Raw genomic sequence first — 15,183 nt, 5'->3', positions numbered from 1 at the left:
ATCGAGCTCAAGAATGACACCTAATATTCTAGATTTACGCCAAGAGCGCTGTCCAATGGCACTATTATTAGCCAAGCGTCACAGTGTAAAGTTAGAAGTCGGGCAATCATTGTCAATTTATGTCTCTGATAACAGCTCGATGAAAGATATTGTTACTTTTTTGTCTAAGCAAGCCTATGACGTCATCACTGAGGTTTGCTCTAATTACTATCATCTCCTCGTCACTAAAAAGGAATTGCAGTCAGATGCTTGAAATGGTCAATCGTTGGTATAAACGACGTTTCTCTGATCCCCATGCTGTCAGTTTGGTTGCCATCATTCTATTCGGCTTTATTACCATATACTTCTTTGGTCACCTCATTGCGCCATTATTAGTGGCCATTGTGTTGGCTTACTTGCTTGAGTGGCCTGTTACCCAACTTCAAAGACTCGGTGTTCCAAGAACCCCTTCGGTGATGCTGGTTATCATGATGTTCTTTAGCGTGATGCTACTTGCGATCTTTGGCTTGGTACCAACCATTTGGGAACAAGTGGGTAACCTAATCAATGATATCCCAAGTATGTATGGCAGCTTACAAAACTTCATCGCGACTATTCCTGAACGCTACCCTGAACTTGCCAACTTGCAGATCGTTGAGTCCATTATGTCTAATGCCAAGAACAAAGCGTTAGGTTTTGGTGAAAGTGTTGTCAAAGGCTCACTTGCTTCTCTTGTGAGTTTAGCGACCTTGGCGGTTTACTTGATTCTCGTACCATTGCTTATCTTCTTCTTGTTAAAAGACAAAGAAGAAATGATCAGAATGGCCAGCGGTGTACTTCCTCGAAATCGTCGTTTAGCGACTAAAGTATGGGAAGAGATGAACCAGCAAATCTCTAACTACATCCGCGGTAAAGTGTTAGAAATTCTAATCGTAGGCGGCGTGAGTTACGTAACCTTCGCAATTCTGGATCTTCGTTATTCAGTATTATTGGCTGTAGCGGTTGGCTTCTCGGTACTGATTCCTTATATCGGTGCGGCAGCTGTGACCGTTCCTGTGGCGATTGTTGGTCTGTTCCAGTGGGGATTAGAGCCTCAGTTTTATTGGCTGCTTCTCGCTTACGGTATTATCCAAGCGTTAGATGGTAACGTACTGGTTCCGGTTCTTTTCTCTGAAGCGGTAAACCTGCACCCAGTCGCAATTATTGTTGCCGTGTTAGTGTTTGGTGGATTGTGGGGATTCTGGGGTGTGTTCTTTGCTATCCCGCTAGCAACGCTAGTTAAAGCGGTTTGGAATGCCTTACCGAGCCACGCATTAGACGATGACCCCGAACATCAAAATTAATTGATCTTGTTATAGAAAAAGGCCGAATATCCATGATGTTCGGCCTTTTTGCTCTTAGCTTAATTATTAGCTAAATGAGTGCTGCTCTTGGCTTAGTGAGTGGTGAATCTAAGTTATTAGCTCACTCAAATCGACCTTAAGCTTCTTGATTGAAGTAATCTAGAACCACTTCGTGGTGCGTCTTAGTCTTGAACTTGTTGAAGACGTGCTCAATCTGACCTTCTTCGTCAATTAGGAAGCTAATACGGTGCAGGCCGTCGTAGATTTTGCCCATGCTAAGCCACCCTTGGAAAATATATAAGACATTACTTTTGACTATTGCGAGTCAAATTTAATGTTAACAATGTCTTATGATTTTTTTCTGTATGTTGGACGTCAGTTTTAGCAACTGTCATATTTTTCGGGAATTCGAAGCTTTTAACGACTTTTTTCATAAAATCTGTCATAAAAACTGGAATTGAGCACATAAAATAACACATGCAGCTTGTGGTGTGACTGCTTAGTGGCAGCTTGTATGAAGGAAAGAGCTACACGGACGGTAGCTCTTTTAGCATATCGAGTTAGACTTTAAAGATGTTTTGTAGATCAGAGAAAGATGACACTTCGAATGTCGGTGTTTCTTTTGAGTACATTGCTTTTAAATCTTCTTCTATTCTTACATCTTCATCTGTCCAGTGTGTGATACTAACCAATAACTTCCAGTTAGCGCTTTGGAAATCCTTTCCGTACTTAGCCCAAACAGAGTTCACACCAGCAGCATTTGCCATAGAGATGTCTTTTACTATTGAGTCGCCGATATAGTACGCGTCACTTGGACATACCCCTTCCCTCTCACATATGTCTAAAACAAGCCGAGGGTTAGGTTTCCTTTCTTCTTCAGGTAGCTTTACTACCCATTCAGCATCACCAGGGTCAATCATTGGTTTAGTCTGATCTGGGTGAGAAGAAGAGCTTGAACCAATGGTGTAAAGGTGGTTTAGATACTTATCAAGCCCAAGCCTTTTGGCCCTGTACACTGCATTAACTTCATATGATTCAGTATGACCAACGACAATCACTCCCTGATCTCTAAGTTTGGCTAAAGTTTCGGCTACACCTTTGTACAGCTTCAGAGTCTCTTTTCTCGTTTCAGAAAAATTGCGGAAAGCTGGAGCTAGTTCCTTTTTCAGAGCGTCTTTATCACTAGTGTCAAAGTAGTCTATGATTGCTTTGACTTCTAACGCAGCAAAGGGCCTTTCTGAACTATTATATTTTTGATGGATATCTTTGAAATCTCGAAGCAATATATTTTTGTCTATACCTGTCAATTCAACGATAGAGTCAACCATAGCTTCGAATGATTGGGAAAAAAAAGAAACCCAATCATAGAGTGTGTTGTCTAAGTCGGTGATCAGTAGTTTAGGCATTGTAGTCGAACTCCAATTGATAGCTTTCCCTTAAATTAGCATCTTTATCACTAATTTTGCTGTAATCGAAGATGATTTTTTCATGCCCGAACTTAATTTTACAAGCCCAGTTCCCCGAAGACTCCCCTGTATGACTTGTACAAACGCCACTACTTCCCAGTGATAGAATATTAAGTTTATTCTTAGGATTTGTGGGTGAAGGTGGGAGATGCGTTACTACTGAGCGCTCGATTGCACAGTGGAAGTTTTGATGCATGTGTCCGTGAAGCAAAAAATCAAATTTATGTTCTGTAAGCCACCTAGATAGTCTCTCCGCATCTAAGACGGTTGAATATTTCGCATCATGGTAAGCGTTTTGTGTTAGAGATACCGGAACCAAGTGGTGGTGCATTACGCAGATTCGAGTGACATTCCTCGGTTTTTCTTCATGGAAGCCCATTGCTTTATCTACTTCTTTGAGCTGTTCTGCTCCAATAAAACCATGACCTTGGAAGCTACCTTTAGTTTGCTGCAGTGTAACGCTATTAAGCATAACTATTTCAACAGGAATAGACTTATTGAGGAGGAATTTTCTTCCAGATGTCATTGATTTATTCGGTTGAAGGTCGAAGTACTTAGCATAAAAGTTGCCGTATGCCTCGCGAGACTGTTTGTAGTTTTCACAAATAATATCTTCGTTTTCTTTTTGGCTCTCATGTGCTTCGTTGTAAAACGATAGGTCGTGGTTGCCAGGGCAAATAGACAGCCAAGACTTGTCGAGGTCGGCGGTACTGCAAAGATAATCGATAAATTGACCTGCCAGATCAAATTCTTCTTTATCTCCTTTCCAAGTTAAGTCTCCAGATATCAATAAAGAGGCAATACCATTCTCTTCACTGTCGAAGTAGGCAGACTTTATTGTTTTTGCCAAAGTTGTTTTATCAGAGGAGCCGTCCTCTAAGGAGTAGCCATGAAACCGTTCGTTCGTAAAATGCGGATCAGACAGCCACAATATACTGTCTTTATGTGTAGCTTTGTATGATGAATCGAAGTGTTTTGGCTGAAGTTCTGTGAGACCGCGGAGACGGATTTCATTTGTTTTGTCATTAGAGAAGTCTCTATCTCTAATTCTCCACATAGTGCGGTGTTGTTCAGCCAATTCTTCAGAAGAAGCTACAACTTTGTCCTCATAAATTTCGTAGTGAGCTTTTGACGTAAAAAGGTCATCCATTGATTCATAAGATTTTTTTTCAATTATTTCACAGCTTTCAACTTCAACAATTCTTTGAAATTTGAACCAAAGAGGGTGTGTATTTTCGATGTAATAACTCGGTGTATGGCTTTCTTCGGGAGCATTAGTTTCACCACCGACTTCAGCTTTGAAAGTTAATACAGTCGCCTTGTAGAATTTCTTGTCTGCACTATCAAAGAGGTAAACAAACTTTTCTGAATCATCTTCTTCTTTAAGTTCCAACTGACTTAGGGTTTCTGATGGTAACTTCTCATGACCTTTGTTCCACCAACCCCACCAAACATATCCCTTTTTATGGATGATTTCTTTATGTCGATTGATTGTTTCACCACGAGGGCATGACAGGTCACGAAAGCGCAGTAATAGTGTAGATTTCATGAATACTCACTTGGGTTGGTAAATGTGCCTCTAGGGTTCGAGCCGAGAGCTGTATATGTATGATTCTATTTGAATTAGACTAAGTATACATATCTGTATCTCACTTTAGCTAGGTGATTCTTTTGTTGCATTAAATAAGCGTGATGACTGTTAAATGAAGGTGTGGTCACCCCTATTTTTGTTAGATGTTTTCGGTGTGCAAAAAATCAATGTTAAGAGTTGGTTCGCACTAATTTGCTATTTGTTAGATCTGTGTCTTCTAAAGCATGTTCTAATAAACAGGCGTAAAGTCTAGAATATAGTGTTTTTATTTAAAAATAGTTAAACATAACAATAGGCTGGAAAGCATACATGCCATGGACTAATGAGCACATACAATGGCTCCAAGACACGGGAAATGTTCTGGTATTAGCGTGTGGTCGAGAGGCAAAAGTCTTTCGCTTTGATCATGATGTTAATGACCAGCAAAAAATGACTGCATGGGCGAAGCATTTCAGGAATCATTACTGTTTTGATGACCAGATAGATTGGCTTAAAGCTCCAGGGCAGACTCGTGCCGATTATTTACTCTCAATGAAATTCCCTAGTGATTCTATTTCTCCAGGTCCCAGTATTCGCGCTGGGGATTTTGCGGAGATTCTCGTTGCTGATTATTTAACTTATCTACACAACTACATTGTTCCTAGAACTCGCTATGATCGAAAAGGTGTACCTAACGAGTCCACTAAGGGATCGGATGTATTGGCCTTTAAACAGGTTGCTGGAAGAGCGAGTGAAGACGAACTGTTAGTGTATGAAGTAAAGGCAAAATTAAGTCCTGGAACAAAACCTATGCTTCAAGAGGCTATTGTTCACTCTGCGAAAGACTATTTACGTTTAGCCGAATCTCTTAACGGTATTAAACAACGTATGATTGACAGAAATGAATTCCAAAGTGTAGGCATGATCAACAGATTCCAAGACTCTATTAATCAGCCTTATAAGTTAAAGTTTGGTGCAGCAGCAGTTTGCTCGGACAGTGCTTATGATTGCAAGATTCTTTCTGAAGCCTCCACCACAGCACACCCATACGCTCAAGATCTCGAACTTTTGGCAATACAAGGGAGTGAGTTGATGACCCTCGCACATGCACTGTATGAGAGAGCCGCGTATGAGATTTGAAAACCAATCGTCGAAGCTACTTTCTATCACCAAATCAAAAGCCAAAATGTACGAATTTGGTTTAGATGAGGAGCATCACATTCATTTAGCGGAGTCTCCTACGAAGCTGTTACTAATGACTATAGGGATATTAGGTGACTTGTGTCATGAAGAGCTTTCGCTTGAGAAAAACAATGCTATTTATGAACAAAGAAAAACTGAGCTCAGAAGTGTAGCGAAGTATTTTGATGCGCTAATTGGAGCAAAGTTACAGTCAGAGTATGATTACTATTTAAGCCTGTTGGGGGCTGCATCATATTATCTTGCGGATATGCCGGGCAGTGCTGTCGTTTTATCCAACAAGCTAGGTGGGTTGAAAGCTGGTTTGACGGAGTCAGAGGTAGAAACTTTATTGGAGTGGTTGCTGAAGGCTAAATTTCATGAGCCCCTAAAGTTCATCAAAGAAACTCCTTTGACTCCAACAATGATGAGACTGTCAGAATCTATTCGGGACTACTTCGATAACGATTTAGACGCTTCAATTACTATGCTAGAAGCTTCGGGAGAGGTTCGGGAATACTGTCATGACATGGGATGTGATAGAGAGCTTTTGTTGGCTGATATTATTGCTTCGCTAGTGGCTCGTAAGGTGAAAAATTCATCATTGAACCTACTTCCTACATATACAGGCCTACCGTTAGATTTATGGCTTCCCGCTCTATCTAAAGCAACATTTATCAAGGAGTTTTGGCCAGCACAGAGGTTGCTTGGAGATGCCGAGGTTCTAAGTGGGAAATCAGCAGTGGTTCAGCTTCCTACAAGTGCTGGTAAGACTAAGTCAGCAGAGTTAATTATCCGTTCATCTTTCTTGTCTGGAAGGGCATCTATTGCGGTGATTATCGCGCCTTTCCGATCTCTATGCAGAGAGATTAGCTCTTCATTATCTGTTGCGTTTGCGAATGAAGATGTTCTGGTCAACCAACTCAATGACGTTCCGCAAATAGATGATTTTGATGTTGAGTTATTTTCACAACTATTCGAACAAGAAGAAGATAGTCTTACTACCCCAACAGTTATTGTTGCCACACCAGAAAAGCTTGTTTACCTGCTACGTCACAAACCAGAGTTATCAGAAACAATATCTTTAGTTATTTATGACGAAGGGCACCAGTTCGATACAGGGAGCCGAGGTGTTACTTATGAGTTGCTTCTTACGAGCTTAAAGCGAGAGTTGGGAAGGGGGACGCAGCATGTTTTGATCTCAGCTGTTTTATCAAATGCTGAATCTATTGGCGATTGGCTGTATGCAGGTGAAGGCAATGTCGTTAACGGTGCTGAATGCTTATCAACTGAGCGAAGTATAGCGTTTACTAGTTGGACTAGGGGCCGAGGGCAGTTTCATTATGTTGATCCACTTAACATCAATGCAGAAGAGTTCTTTGTACCTCGAGTGATGGAGTCGTTAGAGATACCGAGGAAAGGGAGTGAAACGTTGCAGAGGTTATTCCCACCTAGAGATGATAAGTCACTCATTGCTGCATACTTAGGCCTTAAGCTTTCAGAGAGTGGACCTGTGGCTATTTTCTGTGGACAAAAAAGCTCTGTGTTAAAAATCTGTCGAGAAGTGATCAAACCGTTGGATCGTATTGAGCAACTTGAAGCTCCAATAGTGTATAGCAGCCAAGATGAAATAGAGAAAATAGGCTGGCTATCTGAATTGCACTTAGGAAGTAAGTCAGTAGTCACTAAGGCGATAAAACGAGGTGTTCTACCGCATAGTGCAAGTATACCTAACGGGTTGAGAATATCTGTCGAACATGCAATGGAAAATGGCCACGGGCGTTGTGTTGTTTGCACATCCACCTTGGCACAGGGTGTTAACCTACCGATCAAGTACCTTGTTGTCTCGGGTGTTTTTCAAGGCGAGAAGTTAATATCAACCCGAGACTTTCATAATCTGTTAGGACGAGCGGGTAGAGCTGGCAAGCATACTGAAGGAAGTATTATTTTTGCTGATACGGAATTGTTTGATAATCGACTTTCAACTAAACGTCGGCAATGGTCTCAAATGAATAATTTGTTAGACCCGTCTAACTCAGAGAGTTGCACGAGCAGTCTTCTGAGTTTAGTGCAGAATCTGTTTGATTTTAATTATGCCATCGATCCTATGGCGTTTCTTGAAAACCCTTATGCATATGAAGATCGTTGCATTGAGTTGGGTCTTAGAGGCAAGCCAGTTGCTGGGTTACTGAAACAGATGCAACAAAGGATTAGATACCTAGAAAGTCTTGAGAGCTTTCTGCTTGCTAATTTGAGTAGTAACGCGATGCTTAATGGTGAAGCTTTAAGAGAACTTTATAGTGGCACTCTTGCTTTTAGCCTCGCTAACGATGAGGAAAGGGAGAAACTTGCCCAAGTGTTCAGAGTAGTTGCAGATAGAGTTCAACAGGTCGAACCAGAAAAGCGCGCGTATTACGGAAAAGCATTACTAGGAATTCAAAAGCTAGACTATCTCGAGCAATGGTTGAGCGATCATATTAGTACCTTCAATGAGGAGTCTGACATCTTAGGTGTGCTCGAGTTTTTGTGGCCTGTCGCAGAACATATTGGTATGGACAATAGCTTAGGTAAGTTAATAGGTGAAGGAGCTGGACTCTCTATTGCCAAGTGGTGGTGTTCAAGTATTTCTTATAACGACATCTTGTTACAAGCGAAGAGAGACGGTTTCAAATACAGAGCAGGTAGTCAGAAACGCAAACTGAAAATCGAAAACATCACAGATATTTGTGACAATAGTCTTGGATATGAAGTCATGCTGATCGTTGGTGCATGTGCTGATTTACTGGAAAATTTATTTAATAATCAGTTGATTGGTGGGTTAGTTAGACAACTACAACTGACTTTACGTACAGGGTTAAAAGAAACACTTGCAACAGAGTTATATGCACTAGGATTAGCCGACAGAGTTGTTGCATCTGATATTTCAGGTACTCTTTCTCGTACTGGAGAAAATTTGGCTGGGTATAGTAAAAAAATGGCTATCGCTCACCGCCCAATTATCGAGCCGCAGCTACGGAAGTATCCAGCTGTTTTCTTCGAGGCACTATATGGAAATGCTTAAGGTAGAGCCCATTATGAAAAGCTACTAGATCTTTCAATACGAAAACTAATATATCCCTGCTAACCAAAGGTTCAGGAGTACTCTAGTATCTACTAGTCTTCTAGTTACAATCGATGATGAGCATTATATTATCTGTGCTCACGTGGGTAACCTCACATACTGACTTTCACATTACTGGAAATACTCCCCCTGATGTTTCTATACGGGAGTCTTGAACTGGTAGAAGCATCAGCTCTGTTGTTTGAGTTGGTAGTGGTGCGTTTCTGGTTGTTCGTTCATAACTAACACTCGATAAATGTCATTCTTGCAGTGTTCTAATCGGAGAGCCGTCTCTCCGACATACTCACAGCACATAGCGTGAGTAACCGTATCGTCAGTTAATTTAGAGCTATCAACTCTGAAAAATCTATCTCTATAAGCAATTACAATTGCTTCGTAGTGGCTCCTTGCTGTAACTAGAGCATAGGTATTCCAGTCTGTAACACTATAGAGTTTAATTTTCGACATCAATGTTCCCCGAGCTATATTATTTAATAGAACGATAAATTAACTAATTGAAAGTTAAAGCCTTTGGGATGTTTTATGCGTTTGGGAGCGGTATTATGAAGTAATGTACTGCAAGCTGGGTATTAGGGTTGTTGATGCCTGTCGATTTATTAGACAAAAAGCCAACTAATATAAGTTAGCTTTAGGAGGAAGTTGAAAGGTAGCTTAGTCGGAACATGTGGCATTTTTAATAGATTTTACCTTGGCCTTATATTTCATATCTATAACACCCATTGAATGCAACCTGCCTATCAACTGCGCTACAAGTTTAGTTTCAGAAGCCGCCGGTAAGTCTTTGATCGAATCCCATTGAGCAAGTTCGCTTGAGTACTTGAGGTGTTGTTCATTTCTAACTTTTAAAACACCATCAACCACAACTACACCAGTAATAAGCTTTGGCTGAGTGCCCTTGTAAAGCTTAGTCTTCGTGGGATGTATTATATGCCCATGTTTAGATACTACTTTTTTGACGAGTGACTTGAATCTACGGTTAACTGCCTGGCCAGAAAATGTCAGGTCATCGACGTATACTGTCATAGTAACACCGTGCTTTAAGGATATTCGCTGGAGTTCCTCAAACATTCTACAGTTCGCCCAATACGCTAAGGGCATACTGATGCGACTACCTGTAGGGAGATGTTTATGGCAGGTGCATATATCAGCAAGAATATCTGCAACATCAGGTGAGCATTTTAATACGGTTAAGAAAAAGCTGAAAACCATCGGCCTAGAAGTAGATGGAAAAAATGACTTAACATCTGTTGCCAACAATTGGTGTGAGTTAGCGTGGGTAGCGGCGTTAGTTACATTTGAATGGAACTTCTTACCTGAATGAAGAAAAGGTGGGTTTTCAATTCGACATAATAGACTAGCAATACGAGTGTGAATTACATCTAGCTTGTAACAGGGTTTTTGTATACTGCGTGGCTTTCCGCTTTTACCTAGTTCAGTAAACTCAGCATAGTTACCGTCGTCGCATCTAAGTGCGAGTATTTCAGGCAGTTGTACTTTTAGAATAGACGCTAATTTTTTTTTACTTTTTAGTTTGTATAAAGGGGAGTCATTCAGTGGGTAGCATTTTTGTTTGGTATTGATCTTAAGCTTCGACTTTAGGTTCATTTTGCTTAATCTTCCACTCTAAAATTTGTAGCGCTTTGCCAGCGAGTTTACTTCTAATTTTCTTAGTAAATTTGCCTTCTTTGTTAAGGCTTTCTGAGAAGAAAACTAAAGATGAAACAGGGATATCGAAAAGAGTCGAGTACTTCTCGAGTATGTCTTTCGTGACTACTTCATTTCCAAACTCTATTGCTACTAATCTATCTTTTGTAATACCGATACTTTGAGATAACTCTAGTTGACTTTGGCTATGATATTGTCTTATTAAACGAAGTGCTTTATGGAGCATAGTGAAACCTATGTAAGCGGAAAGTTGAAACTAGGGGGAGCACATTACTCTCCTGAACCGTCGAAGATAGATAATAGCCAGCAGATGAAGTTAAACAGTCTAATTAAAGCTGTAAAACCCTTCCACATAAGCTTCAACTTAGTCTTGTTGGTAGGTTTGCTTTGTACTTGCTGATCGTGGTTTACGTTTTCATTTTTCATGATGTTTTCCTTAGTACCTCAGAGCCACAATCTCGATGAGACTGCTAATAAACTCTAAGTTCGCCCTACTTAGGAAGGGATTGATCAGCACATGCCCCCGGTTCCACGCACTTTGGTCGCCCAAAAGTGCGAATTCCCTTCATGTCCATGCTTTTCAATTCTACTGACCTATCTAGATAGCGATGTGCAACCGTAAGTTGTCCAAGGCGCCTGATAGCACAGGGGGTTGATAGCGAGGCATGGGGGAAAATGTTAGAAAGCCTAAACTTTCCTCGAGCACGAATGCTCAGTAAGTGGCGGTTTATCCCATAACATAAACTTGTGATGAGATTACTCTTACGAAGGGATTACTGTCAAATTATTTTATGACTTTAATTGAGTATAGAGGCATTTAGGGTATTGATTTATAAAAGCTAGACTCTCGAAGCGCTATGGACTATTCGACATTGTGTAGGTAGCTAATTATTGAGTTTCGGTATGGTTTTGCTGGACCTAGATGTTCATATTTTCAATATCTGATCCTGTGCGGTGATGTCTCTCATCGGAGACGATAAGTACACGATTTTTACGATGTGTCCGCCAAAACTTATCGTTCAAAAATTGGACGGATTGACCGATAACACTTAACTCACCATTAAAAGTACATTTTAGAGTTTTGAAAAAGTTCTTTTTATGCCATCTGAAACCGTTTGAGATGGGGAGAAGCATAGTACTAGGTCAATCATTTGTTTTCTAATAACTTTGATGCGACAGTTATAGCTAAGGCTGTTTTATGGTTCTCGGAGTTGCTCATCAAAATAAGTGGTTTTATTCGAGCAATACTTCTCTAACGCTGCTTGATAATGCTTTTCTGCCATTGTGTCAGCACGTAGTTTTTCTTTCTGTAAGTGTTTTTAGAACATTCGTTAAAACGTTTACCTTTCCAATTAGGTGGGCTGAACGTTCTTTTGCCCGCTCAAGAGGTGGAGCCAGTTTGACCTTTAGTTCAGGAAAACGGTGGCTAAGAGATTGGTACTCTTCAATCTCTCCAAGAACAATTTCTAACTCGCCTTTATATTGGCTGCGCTCACGTCTTAATATCGAGTAATCATTTATCGAAGGGATCTCAATCTCAACCACCTCTGGTTTTGGCGCTACTCGTAGAGTTTTAAAAAGTTCGGTTTGGAAGTACCTTTTCTTTTGCCCTGTGCCTTCACTTTTCAGCCAATCATTTTGTATAAAGCGTAGGATTTGTCGGTAGACTATTTTGCGAGCTTCGCCCGGTTCCGTGTGGTCGCTGCTAATTGAAATAGACGCATCCCGTAACTCTGTAACTGAAAATCCATCCATTTCTTTTTCAATCAACAACTTGTGCATTATTGCACTGATTTTAGTAAAACGTTTCATTTACAACTCATACCAAGTTAGAAAACTAAGGATTGCTTAGTATACAGAAATCAGTAAAACTAAGAAAATCTTAGTTACCTTGAGATCAGAGACATGAACTATAAGTGTCATTTACTAACCCAATCCCTGAGCGTCTTAAAGAAGCACGCAAAAAAGCGAAACTCTCCCAAAAAGCTTTGGGGGTGCGTATAGGTATGGATGAAAGCTCCGCAAGCCCGAGAATGAATCAATACGAAAAGGGAAAACATACGCCAGATATCAGTACGTTAAAGTCAATTGCAGATGAACTTGGTGTGCCTTTGAGTTACTTCTTTTGTGAAGATGATAGGTCTGCTGAGCTAGTCTGTTTAATCGCAAAAATGAACGAAGAAGAAAAAGAACTATTAATCAGTCAGGCAAAAGAGTCTCTTCATAACTTTAAACGGGGGTAGGTATACATGAGTGATATTTTGAGTTCTGTCCACCAAACAATAATTAGTTTGCATGCGAGTGGAGCTGTTGATAGCACTACGCTCAAAGAGTTTGGTACTCTCTGCTCAGTTGAGCTGGAAGAGTCAGCTTGCCCTGAAGAGCTGAAACCTTGTAGTAAAGGGGCTGTTTCCTTGCCGATTGAGGAGTTGGGAGTTGAAGAGGTTTATCTGCCTTTTGATACATGATATGGCAAGAGTTTCTGAATAGGAGCCAGTGGAAAATATACTGGCTCAATGGGTAATTTAGAGTATCAATATTAATTGTTGTCGAGGTAATCTAGAACAACTTCATGATGGTCTTTGGTTTTGAACTTGTTAAATACATGCTCAAGATTCCCAGATTCATCGATAAGGAAGCTTGTACGAACCACGCCCATATTCTCACGTCCCATGAACTTCTTAAGTTGCCAAACACCGTACTTTTCACAAACTTCGTGCTCTTCATCGGCTAGCAATGTGAAGTTGAGCTCTTGTTTGTTTATGAAATTAGTCAGTTTCTTGGGTGTGTCAGGGCTTAAACCAAGTACAACAACGTTATGAGCATCTAGTTCAGCCTTAGTATCACGAAGCGCTTGAGCTTGGACTGTACAGCCAGGCGTTGAAGCGCGTGGGTAAAAATAGAGTAGTACTTTTTTTCCTTTCAGCTCAGAGAGGGTTACTGGGTTGTTGTCTTGGTCGTTTAATGTGAAATCTGGAGCGATTTGTCCTGCTTCGATAGCCATGGGTTATCCTTACTTTCTTTAATTTACTCTGAATCGAGCTTTCTTATTATTTCAGTGTGTAGTTTTATCTATGCTTGGTGGTGTTGTCTAGTGGTAACTCTAAACTAGGTTTAGTTACTTTCTGAAGTTGCCTTCAACGATATTATCGGGCCTAGTGTTAACGACTTTATCCATGGCTTTCTCTCGCTCAGAAGCAGGAAGCATTTCCATTAGTTCTTGAATCATTTTTATATGAGTGGCAGCTTGCACAGCTAATGCTTGCTCATGGCTTCTAGCTAGATCTAGATACTCCTTTTTCTTTTTATTTGCTTGAGTCTTATCGCTTTTTAGTTGTTTCACTTCCGCTTGTAATACATCAATAGGTGATTGGCTTGAGTTATCCTGAGCCGCGCGAGCTTCAAGTGATTTACTCTCCACCATGACTCGAACATCCTCATGTCTTCGTAGTGCGCCTACCGAAAGACCTGCTTCCTTCTCAACGGTGCTATTGTTGATTTTTAGTTTGCCCTCTCGGGCTTTTTTCCTTAGCTCTCGGTTTTCTGGACTACCATCTAACAGTCGCTCTAGGGCATTTATCAGCTTATTCTTAGTTGCTTGTGTCATTACGTATTCACTCCACAGGGTATCAGCAGGTCTTGAACTTCTTGAGGTATTACAACGGGTTCATAGCTAATATCTAAGTCTTTCATAATGCGCTCAGCAGCCGTGATTTTGATATACACTTCTGATGCTGTTTGAGGCGTTAATTCATCATGCTCAATGTCCCATAGCATATGAATCTCAGCTTCTTTGCGCTTCGCCTCGGCAAAAACTGCATCGACAATATAGTCATTCTTGCAGTCCACACACTCCAATAGATTGACTTGAGTACGCAGACTACACCCTGTGGACGTACAGTAAATGCCGGGCGCCACGGCATGAATATGGCGCTTTTGCTTCAGGATTTGTTTTTTCCAGTAGTTGAGCGAGAGCATGTCGTTATCGACCTTATCTTTGAATAGATTATGCTCAGCCTTCAACATGTTCTTGGCAAACTCTTTACCCTTACCACCAGCGACTCGTTCTTTATTTGCTAGTTTTTGATAGATGCTCAGGTACACCTGAGCCTGTTGAAGAGTTCTTTCTTCACCAATGGTGTGGGCTAAGTTTTGCTTTTGCTTTCTGATTTTCTGGAATTTGCTGGCATTCATAGCGTAATGGCGTGTCATGGCCATTGATACATGGCTGAACTGCTGCTTTAGTTGTGGAAAATTGCAAAGCTCATACCCGATTAGATAGTATGCAAAAGAGCGACGAAGCTGATGGCATGAAAATTCATAGTCCCCCCCTACGTTGAACGAAAGGTTAGGATCAGAAATTTTCAAATCAATCACGTCGTCATTGGTTAACGTAAGCCTCTGTCCCAATGTGCGTTCAAACCAATTTTTAGCATGTTTACCGAGTTGTGCTTTATTAATAGAACTACAGCCCTCCGTACCGCTGTGGAAAAAGGTTTGGCTATCAGGGTGGCGCTTTTTTAGTGGCTCATGTAAGGCCTGTAATATCTCGTAAGCCCTTCCCCCGATTTCTGTAGTGATGAACTCATCTTGCTTTGATTGTGAGCCTCTGACAGTTTTCGATAGGTCAGTATGGATAATATGAATGGTCTGTTTGGATATGGATTCCTTTGTGTACCCGTTGGCAGTATGAAGGCGAAAGACTTCATCAGAGCGCATGCCCGTTCGAGATATTAGGGCCCATAGGCAACCACCGTTAAGCATTTTAAAAAGTTTAATTGCATCTCGATAGCCTTTTACTCTTCTTGATCTGCTCCAGTCAGACTGGACACTTAGCTAAGCGACATTTCGCTTTTCAAA

At 40.8% G+C, this 15,183-nt stretch carries 14 protein-coding genes and 2 pseudogenes; 6 read left to right on the top strand and 10 right to left on the bottom strand.

All coding sequences use genetic code 11. The annotated features are described in order from the left end of the window. The first annotated feature begins 13 nt into the window (after positions 1 to 13). Positions 14 to 253: a sulfurtransferase TusA family protein gene (locus tag ACED45_RS00080; protein WP_004734311.1), complete on the top strand. Its 240-nt coding sequence runs from the start codon at positions 14 to 16 to the stop codon at positions 251 to 253. After that, positions 246 to 1,322: an AI-2E family transporter gene (locus ACED45_RS00075; RefSeq protein WP_055319544.1), complete on the top strand. Its 1,077-nt coding sequence runs from the start codon at positions 246 to 248 to the stop codon at positions 1,320 to 1,322. The genes ACED45_RS00080 and ACED45_RS00075 overlap by 8 nt, the downstream gene beginning before the upstream one ends. A 136-nt stretch (positions 1,323 to 1,458) precedes the next feature. Here ACED45_RS00075 and ACED45_RS00070 read toward each other — a convergent pair. The 3 genes and pseudogenes from ACED45_RS00070 to ACED45_RS00060 all read right to left on the bottom strand — a co-directional run. Further along, positions 1,459 to 1,596: pseudogene (locus ACED45_RS00070) on the bottom strand (thioredoxin-dependent thiol peroxidase); the annotation flags it as partial. 286 nt (positions 1,597 to 1,882) lie between these two features. Continuing rightward, positions 1,883 to 2,728, bottom strand: coding sequence for an HAD family hydrolase (locus ACED45_RS00065; RefSeq protein ID WP_017088933.1), 846 nt, complete (start codon positions 2,726 to 2,728; stop codon positions 1,883 to 1,885). After that, positions 2,721 to 4,337: a metallophosphoesterase family protein gene (locus tag ACED45_RS00060; protein WP_371713083.1), complete on the bottom strand. Its 1,617-nt coding sequence runs from the start codon at positions 4,335 to 4,337 to the stop codon at positions 2,721 to 2,723. The genes ACED45_RS00065 and ACED45_RS00060 overlap by 8 nt, the downstream gene beginning before the upstream one ends. Before the next feature lie 351 nt (positions 4,338 to 4,688). On the opposite strand from ACED45_RS00060, the gene ACED45_RS00055 reads away from it, so the two are divergent. After that, positions 4,689 to 5,498, top strand: coding sequence for a virulence associated protein (locus tag ACED45_RS00055; RefSeq protein WP_371713082.1), 810 nt, complete (start codon positions 4,689 to 4,691; stop codon positions 5,496 to 5,498). Next, entirely contained in the window at positions 5,488 to 8,598 is a 3,111-nt protein-coding gene (locus ACED45_RS00050; protein ID WP_371713081.1) for a DEAD/DEAH box helicase, read from the top strand. Before ACED45_RS00055 ends, ACED45_RS00050 begins: the two co-directional genes overlap by 11 nt. Before the next feature lie 711 nt (positions 8,599 to 9,309). Here ACED45_RS00050 and ACED45_RS00045 read toward each other — a convergent pair. The 4 genes from ACED45_RS00045 to ACED45_RS00030 form a co-directional block, all read right to left on the bottom strand. Then, positions 9,310 to 10,263, bottom strand: coding sequence for a reverse transcriptase family protein (locus ACED45_RS00045; protein WP_017090153.1), 954 nt, complete (start codon positions 10,261 to 10,263; stop codon positions 9,310 to 9,312). After that, the gene (locus ACED45_RS00040; RefSeq protein WP_017090154.1) at positions 10,241 to 10,549 is read right to left on the bottom strand and encodes a helix-turn-helix transcriptional regulator; all 309 of its coding nucleotides are present in this window, start codon (positions 10,547 to 10,549) and stop codon (positions 10,241 to 10,243) included. Before ACED45_RS00040 ends, ACED45_RS00045 begins: the two co-directional genes overlap by 23 nt. Positions 10,550 to 10,593: 44 nt before the next feature. Beyond that, a complete protein-coding gene (locus ACED45_RS00035; protein ID WP_017090155.1) occupies positions 10,594 to 10,749 on the bottom strand; it encodes a hypothetical protein in 156 nt (51 codons plus the stop codon). Between the two features lie 861 nt (positions 10,750 to 11,610). Further along, positions 11,611 to 12,135, bottom strand: coding sequence for a hypothetical protein (locus tag ACED45_RS00030; RefSeq protein WP_017090156.1), 525 nt, complete (start codon positions 12,133 to 12,135; stop codon positions 11,611 to 11,613). Between the two features lie 104 nt (positions 12,136 to 12,239). On the opposite strand from ACED45_RS00030, the gene ACED45_RS00025 reads away from it, so the two are divergent. Together ACED45_RS00025 and ACED45_RS00020 are read left to right on the top strand one after the other, a co-directional pair. After that, positions 12,240 to 12,566, top strand: coding sequence for a helix-turn-helix domain-containing protein (locus tag ACED45_RS00025; RefSeq protein ID WP_017090157.1), 327 nt, complete (start codon positions 12,240 to 12,242; stop codon positions 12,564 to 12,566). 6 nt (positions 12,567 to 12,572) lie between these two features. Further along, positions 12,573 to 12,791, top strand: coding sequence for a hypothetical protein (locus tag ACED45_RS00020; protein WP_017090158.1), 219 nt, complete (start codon positions 12,573 to 12,575; stop codon positions 12,789 to 12,791). 71 nt (positions 12,792 to 12,862) lie between these two features. Here ACED45_RS00020 and bcp read toward each other — a convergent pair whose 3' ends face one another. The 3 genes and pseudogenes from bcp to ACED45_RS00005 form a co-directional block, all read right to left on the bottom strand. Continuing rightward, positions 12,863 to 13,327 (bottom strand): thioredoxin-dependent thiol peroxidase, encoded by a 465-nt coding sequence (gene bcp / locus ACED45_RS00015; RefSeq protein WP_017090159.1) that lies wholly within the window; start codon positions 13,325 to 13,327, stop codon positions 12,863 to 12,865. A gap of 114 nt (positions 13,328 to 13,441) precedes the next feature. Then, positions 13,442 to 13,930 carry a hypothetical protein gene (locus tag ACED45_RS00010; RefSeq protein ID WP_017090160.1) on the bottom strand — a complete coding sequence of 163 codons (489 nt, stop codon included), beginning with the start codon at positions 13,928 to 13,930 and terminating at the stop codon, positions 13,442 to 13,444. After that, positions 13,930 to 15,105: pseudogene (locus tag ACED45_RS00005) on the bottom strand (site-specific integrase); the annotation flags it as partial. The gene ACED45_RS00010 and the pseudogene ACED45_RS00005, both read right to left, overlap by 1 nt. Between the last annotated feature and the right edge of the window lie 78 nt (positions 15,106 to 15,183).

The organism is Vibrio crassostreae (genome assembly GCF_041439375.1).
Lineage (GTDB): Bacteria > Pseudomonadota > Gammaproteobacteria > Enterobacterales > Vibrionaceae > Vibrio > Vibrio crassostreae_D.
The sequence above is the reverse complement of the archived record's forward strand: the minus strand, read 5'-3'. Positions and strand labels throughout refer to the sequence as shown.

Bases quoted from the DNA above. Each gene is read 5' to 3' on its own strand.
- ACED45_RS00080 (WP_004734311.1), top strand. From the start codon at position 14: ATGACACCTAATATTCTAGATTTACGCCAAGAGCGCTGTCCAATGGCA.
- ACED45_RS00075 (WP_055319544.1), top strand. From the start codon at position 246: ATGCTTGAAATGGTCAATCGTTGGTATAAACGACGTTTCTCTGATCCC.
- ACED45_RS00065 (WP_017088933.1), bottom strand. From the start codon at position 2,728: ATGCCTAAACTACTGATCACCGACTTAGACAACACACTCTATGATTGG.
- ACED45_RS00060 (WP_371713083.1), bottom strand. From the start codon at position 4,337: ATGAAATCTACACTATTACTGCGCTTTCGTGACCTGTCATGCCCTCGT.
- ACED45_RS00055 (WP_371713082.1), top strand. From the start codon at position 4,689: ATGCCATGGACTAATGAGCACATACAATGGCTCCAAGACACGGGAAAT.
- ACED45_RS00050 (WP_371713081.1), top strand. From the start codon at position 5,488: ATGAGATTTGAAAACCAATCGTCGAAGCTACTTTCTATCACCAAATCA.
- ACED45_RS00045 (WP_017090153.1), bottom strand. From the start codon at position 10,263: ATGAACCTAAAGTCGAAGCTTAAGATCAATACCAAACAAAAATGCTAC.
- ACED45_RS00040 (WP_017090154.1), bottom strand. From the start codon at position 10,549: ATGCTCCATAAAGCACTTCGTTTAATAAGACAATATCATAGCCAAAGT.
- ACED45_RS00035 (WP_017090155.1), bottom strand. From the start codon at position 10,749: ATGAAAAATGAAAACGTAAACCACGATCAGCAAGTACAAAGCAAACCT.
- ACED45_RS00030 (WP_017090156.1), bottom strand. From the start codon at position 12,135: ATGAAACGTTTTACTAAAATCAGTGCAATAATGCACAAGTTGTTGATT.
- ACED45_RS00020 (WP_017090158.1), top strand. From the start codon at position 12,573: ATGAGTGATATTTTGAGTTCTGTCCACCAAACAATAATTAGTTTGCAT.
- bcp (WP_017090159.1), bottom strand. From the start codon at position 13,327: ATGGCTATCGAAGCAGGACAAATCGCTCCAGATTTCACATTAAACGAC.
- ACED45_RS00010 (WP_017090160.1), bottom strand. From the start codon at position 13,930: ATGACACAAGCAACTAAGAATAAGCTGATAAATGCCCTAGAGCGACTG.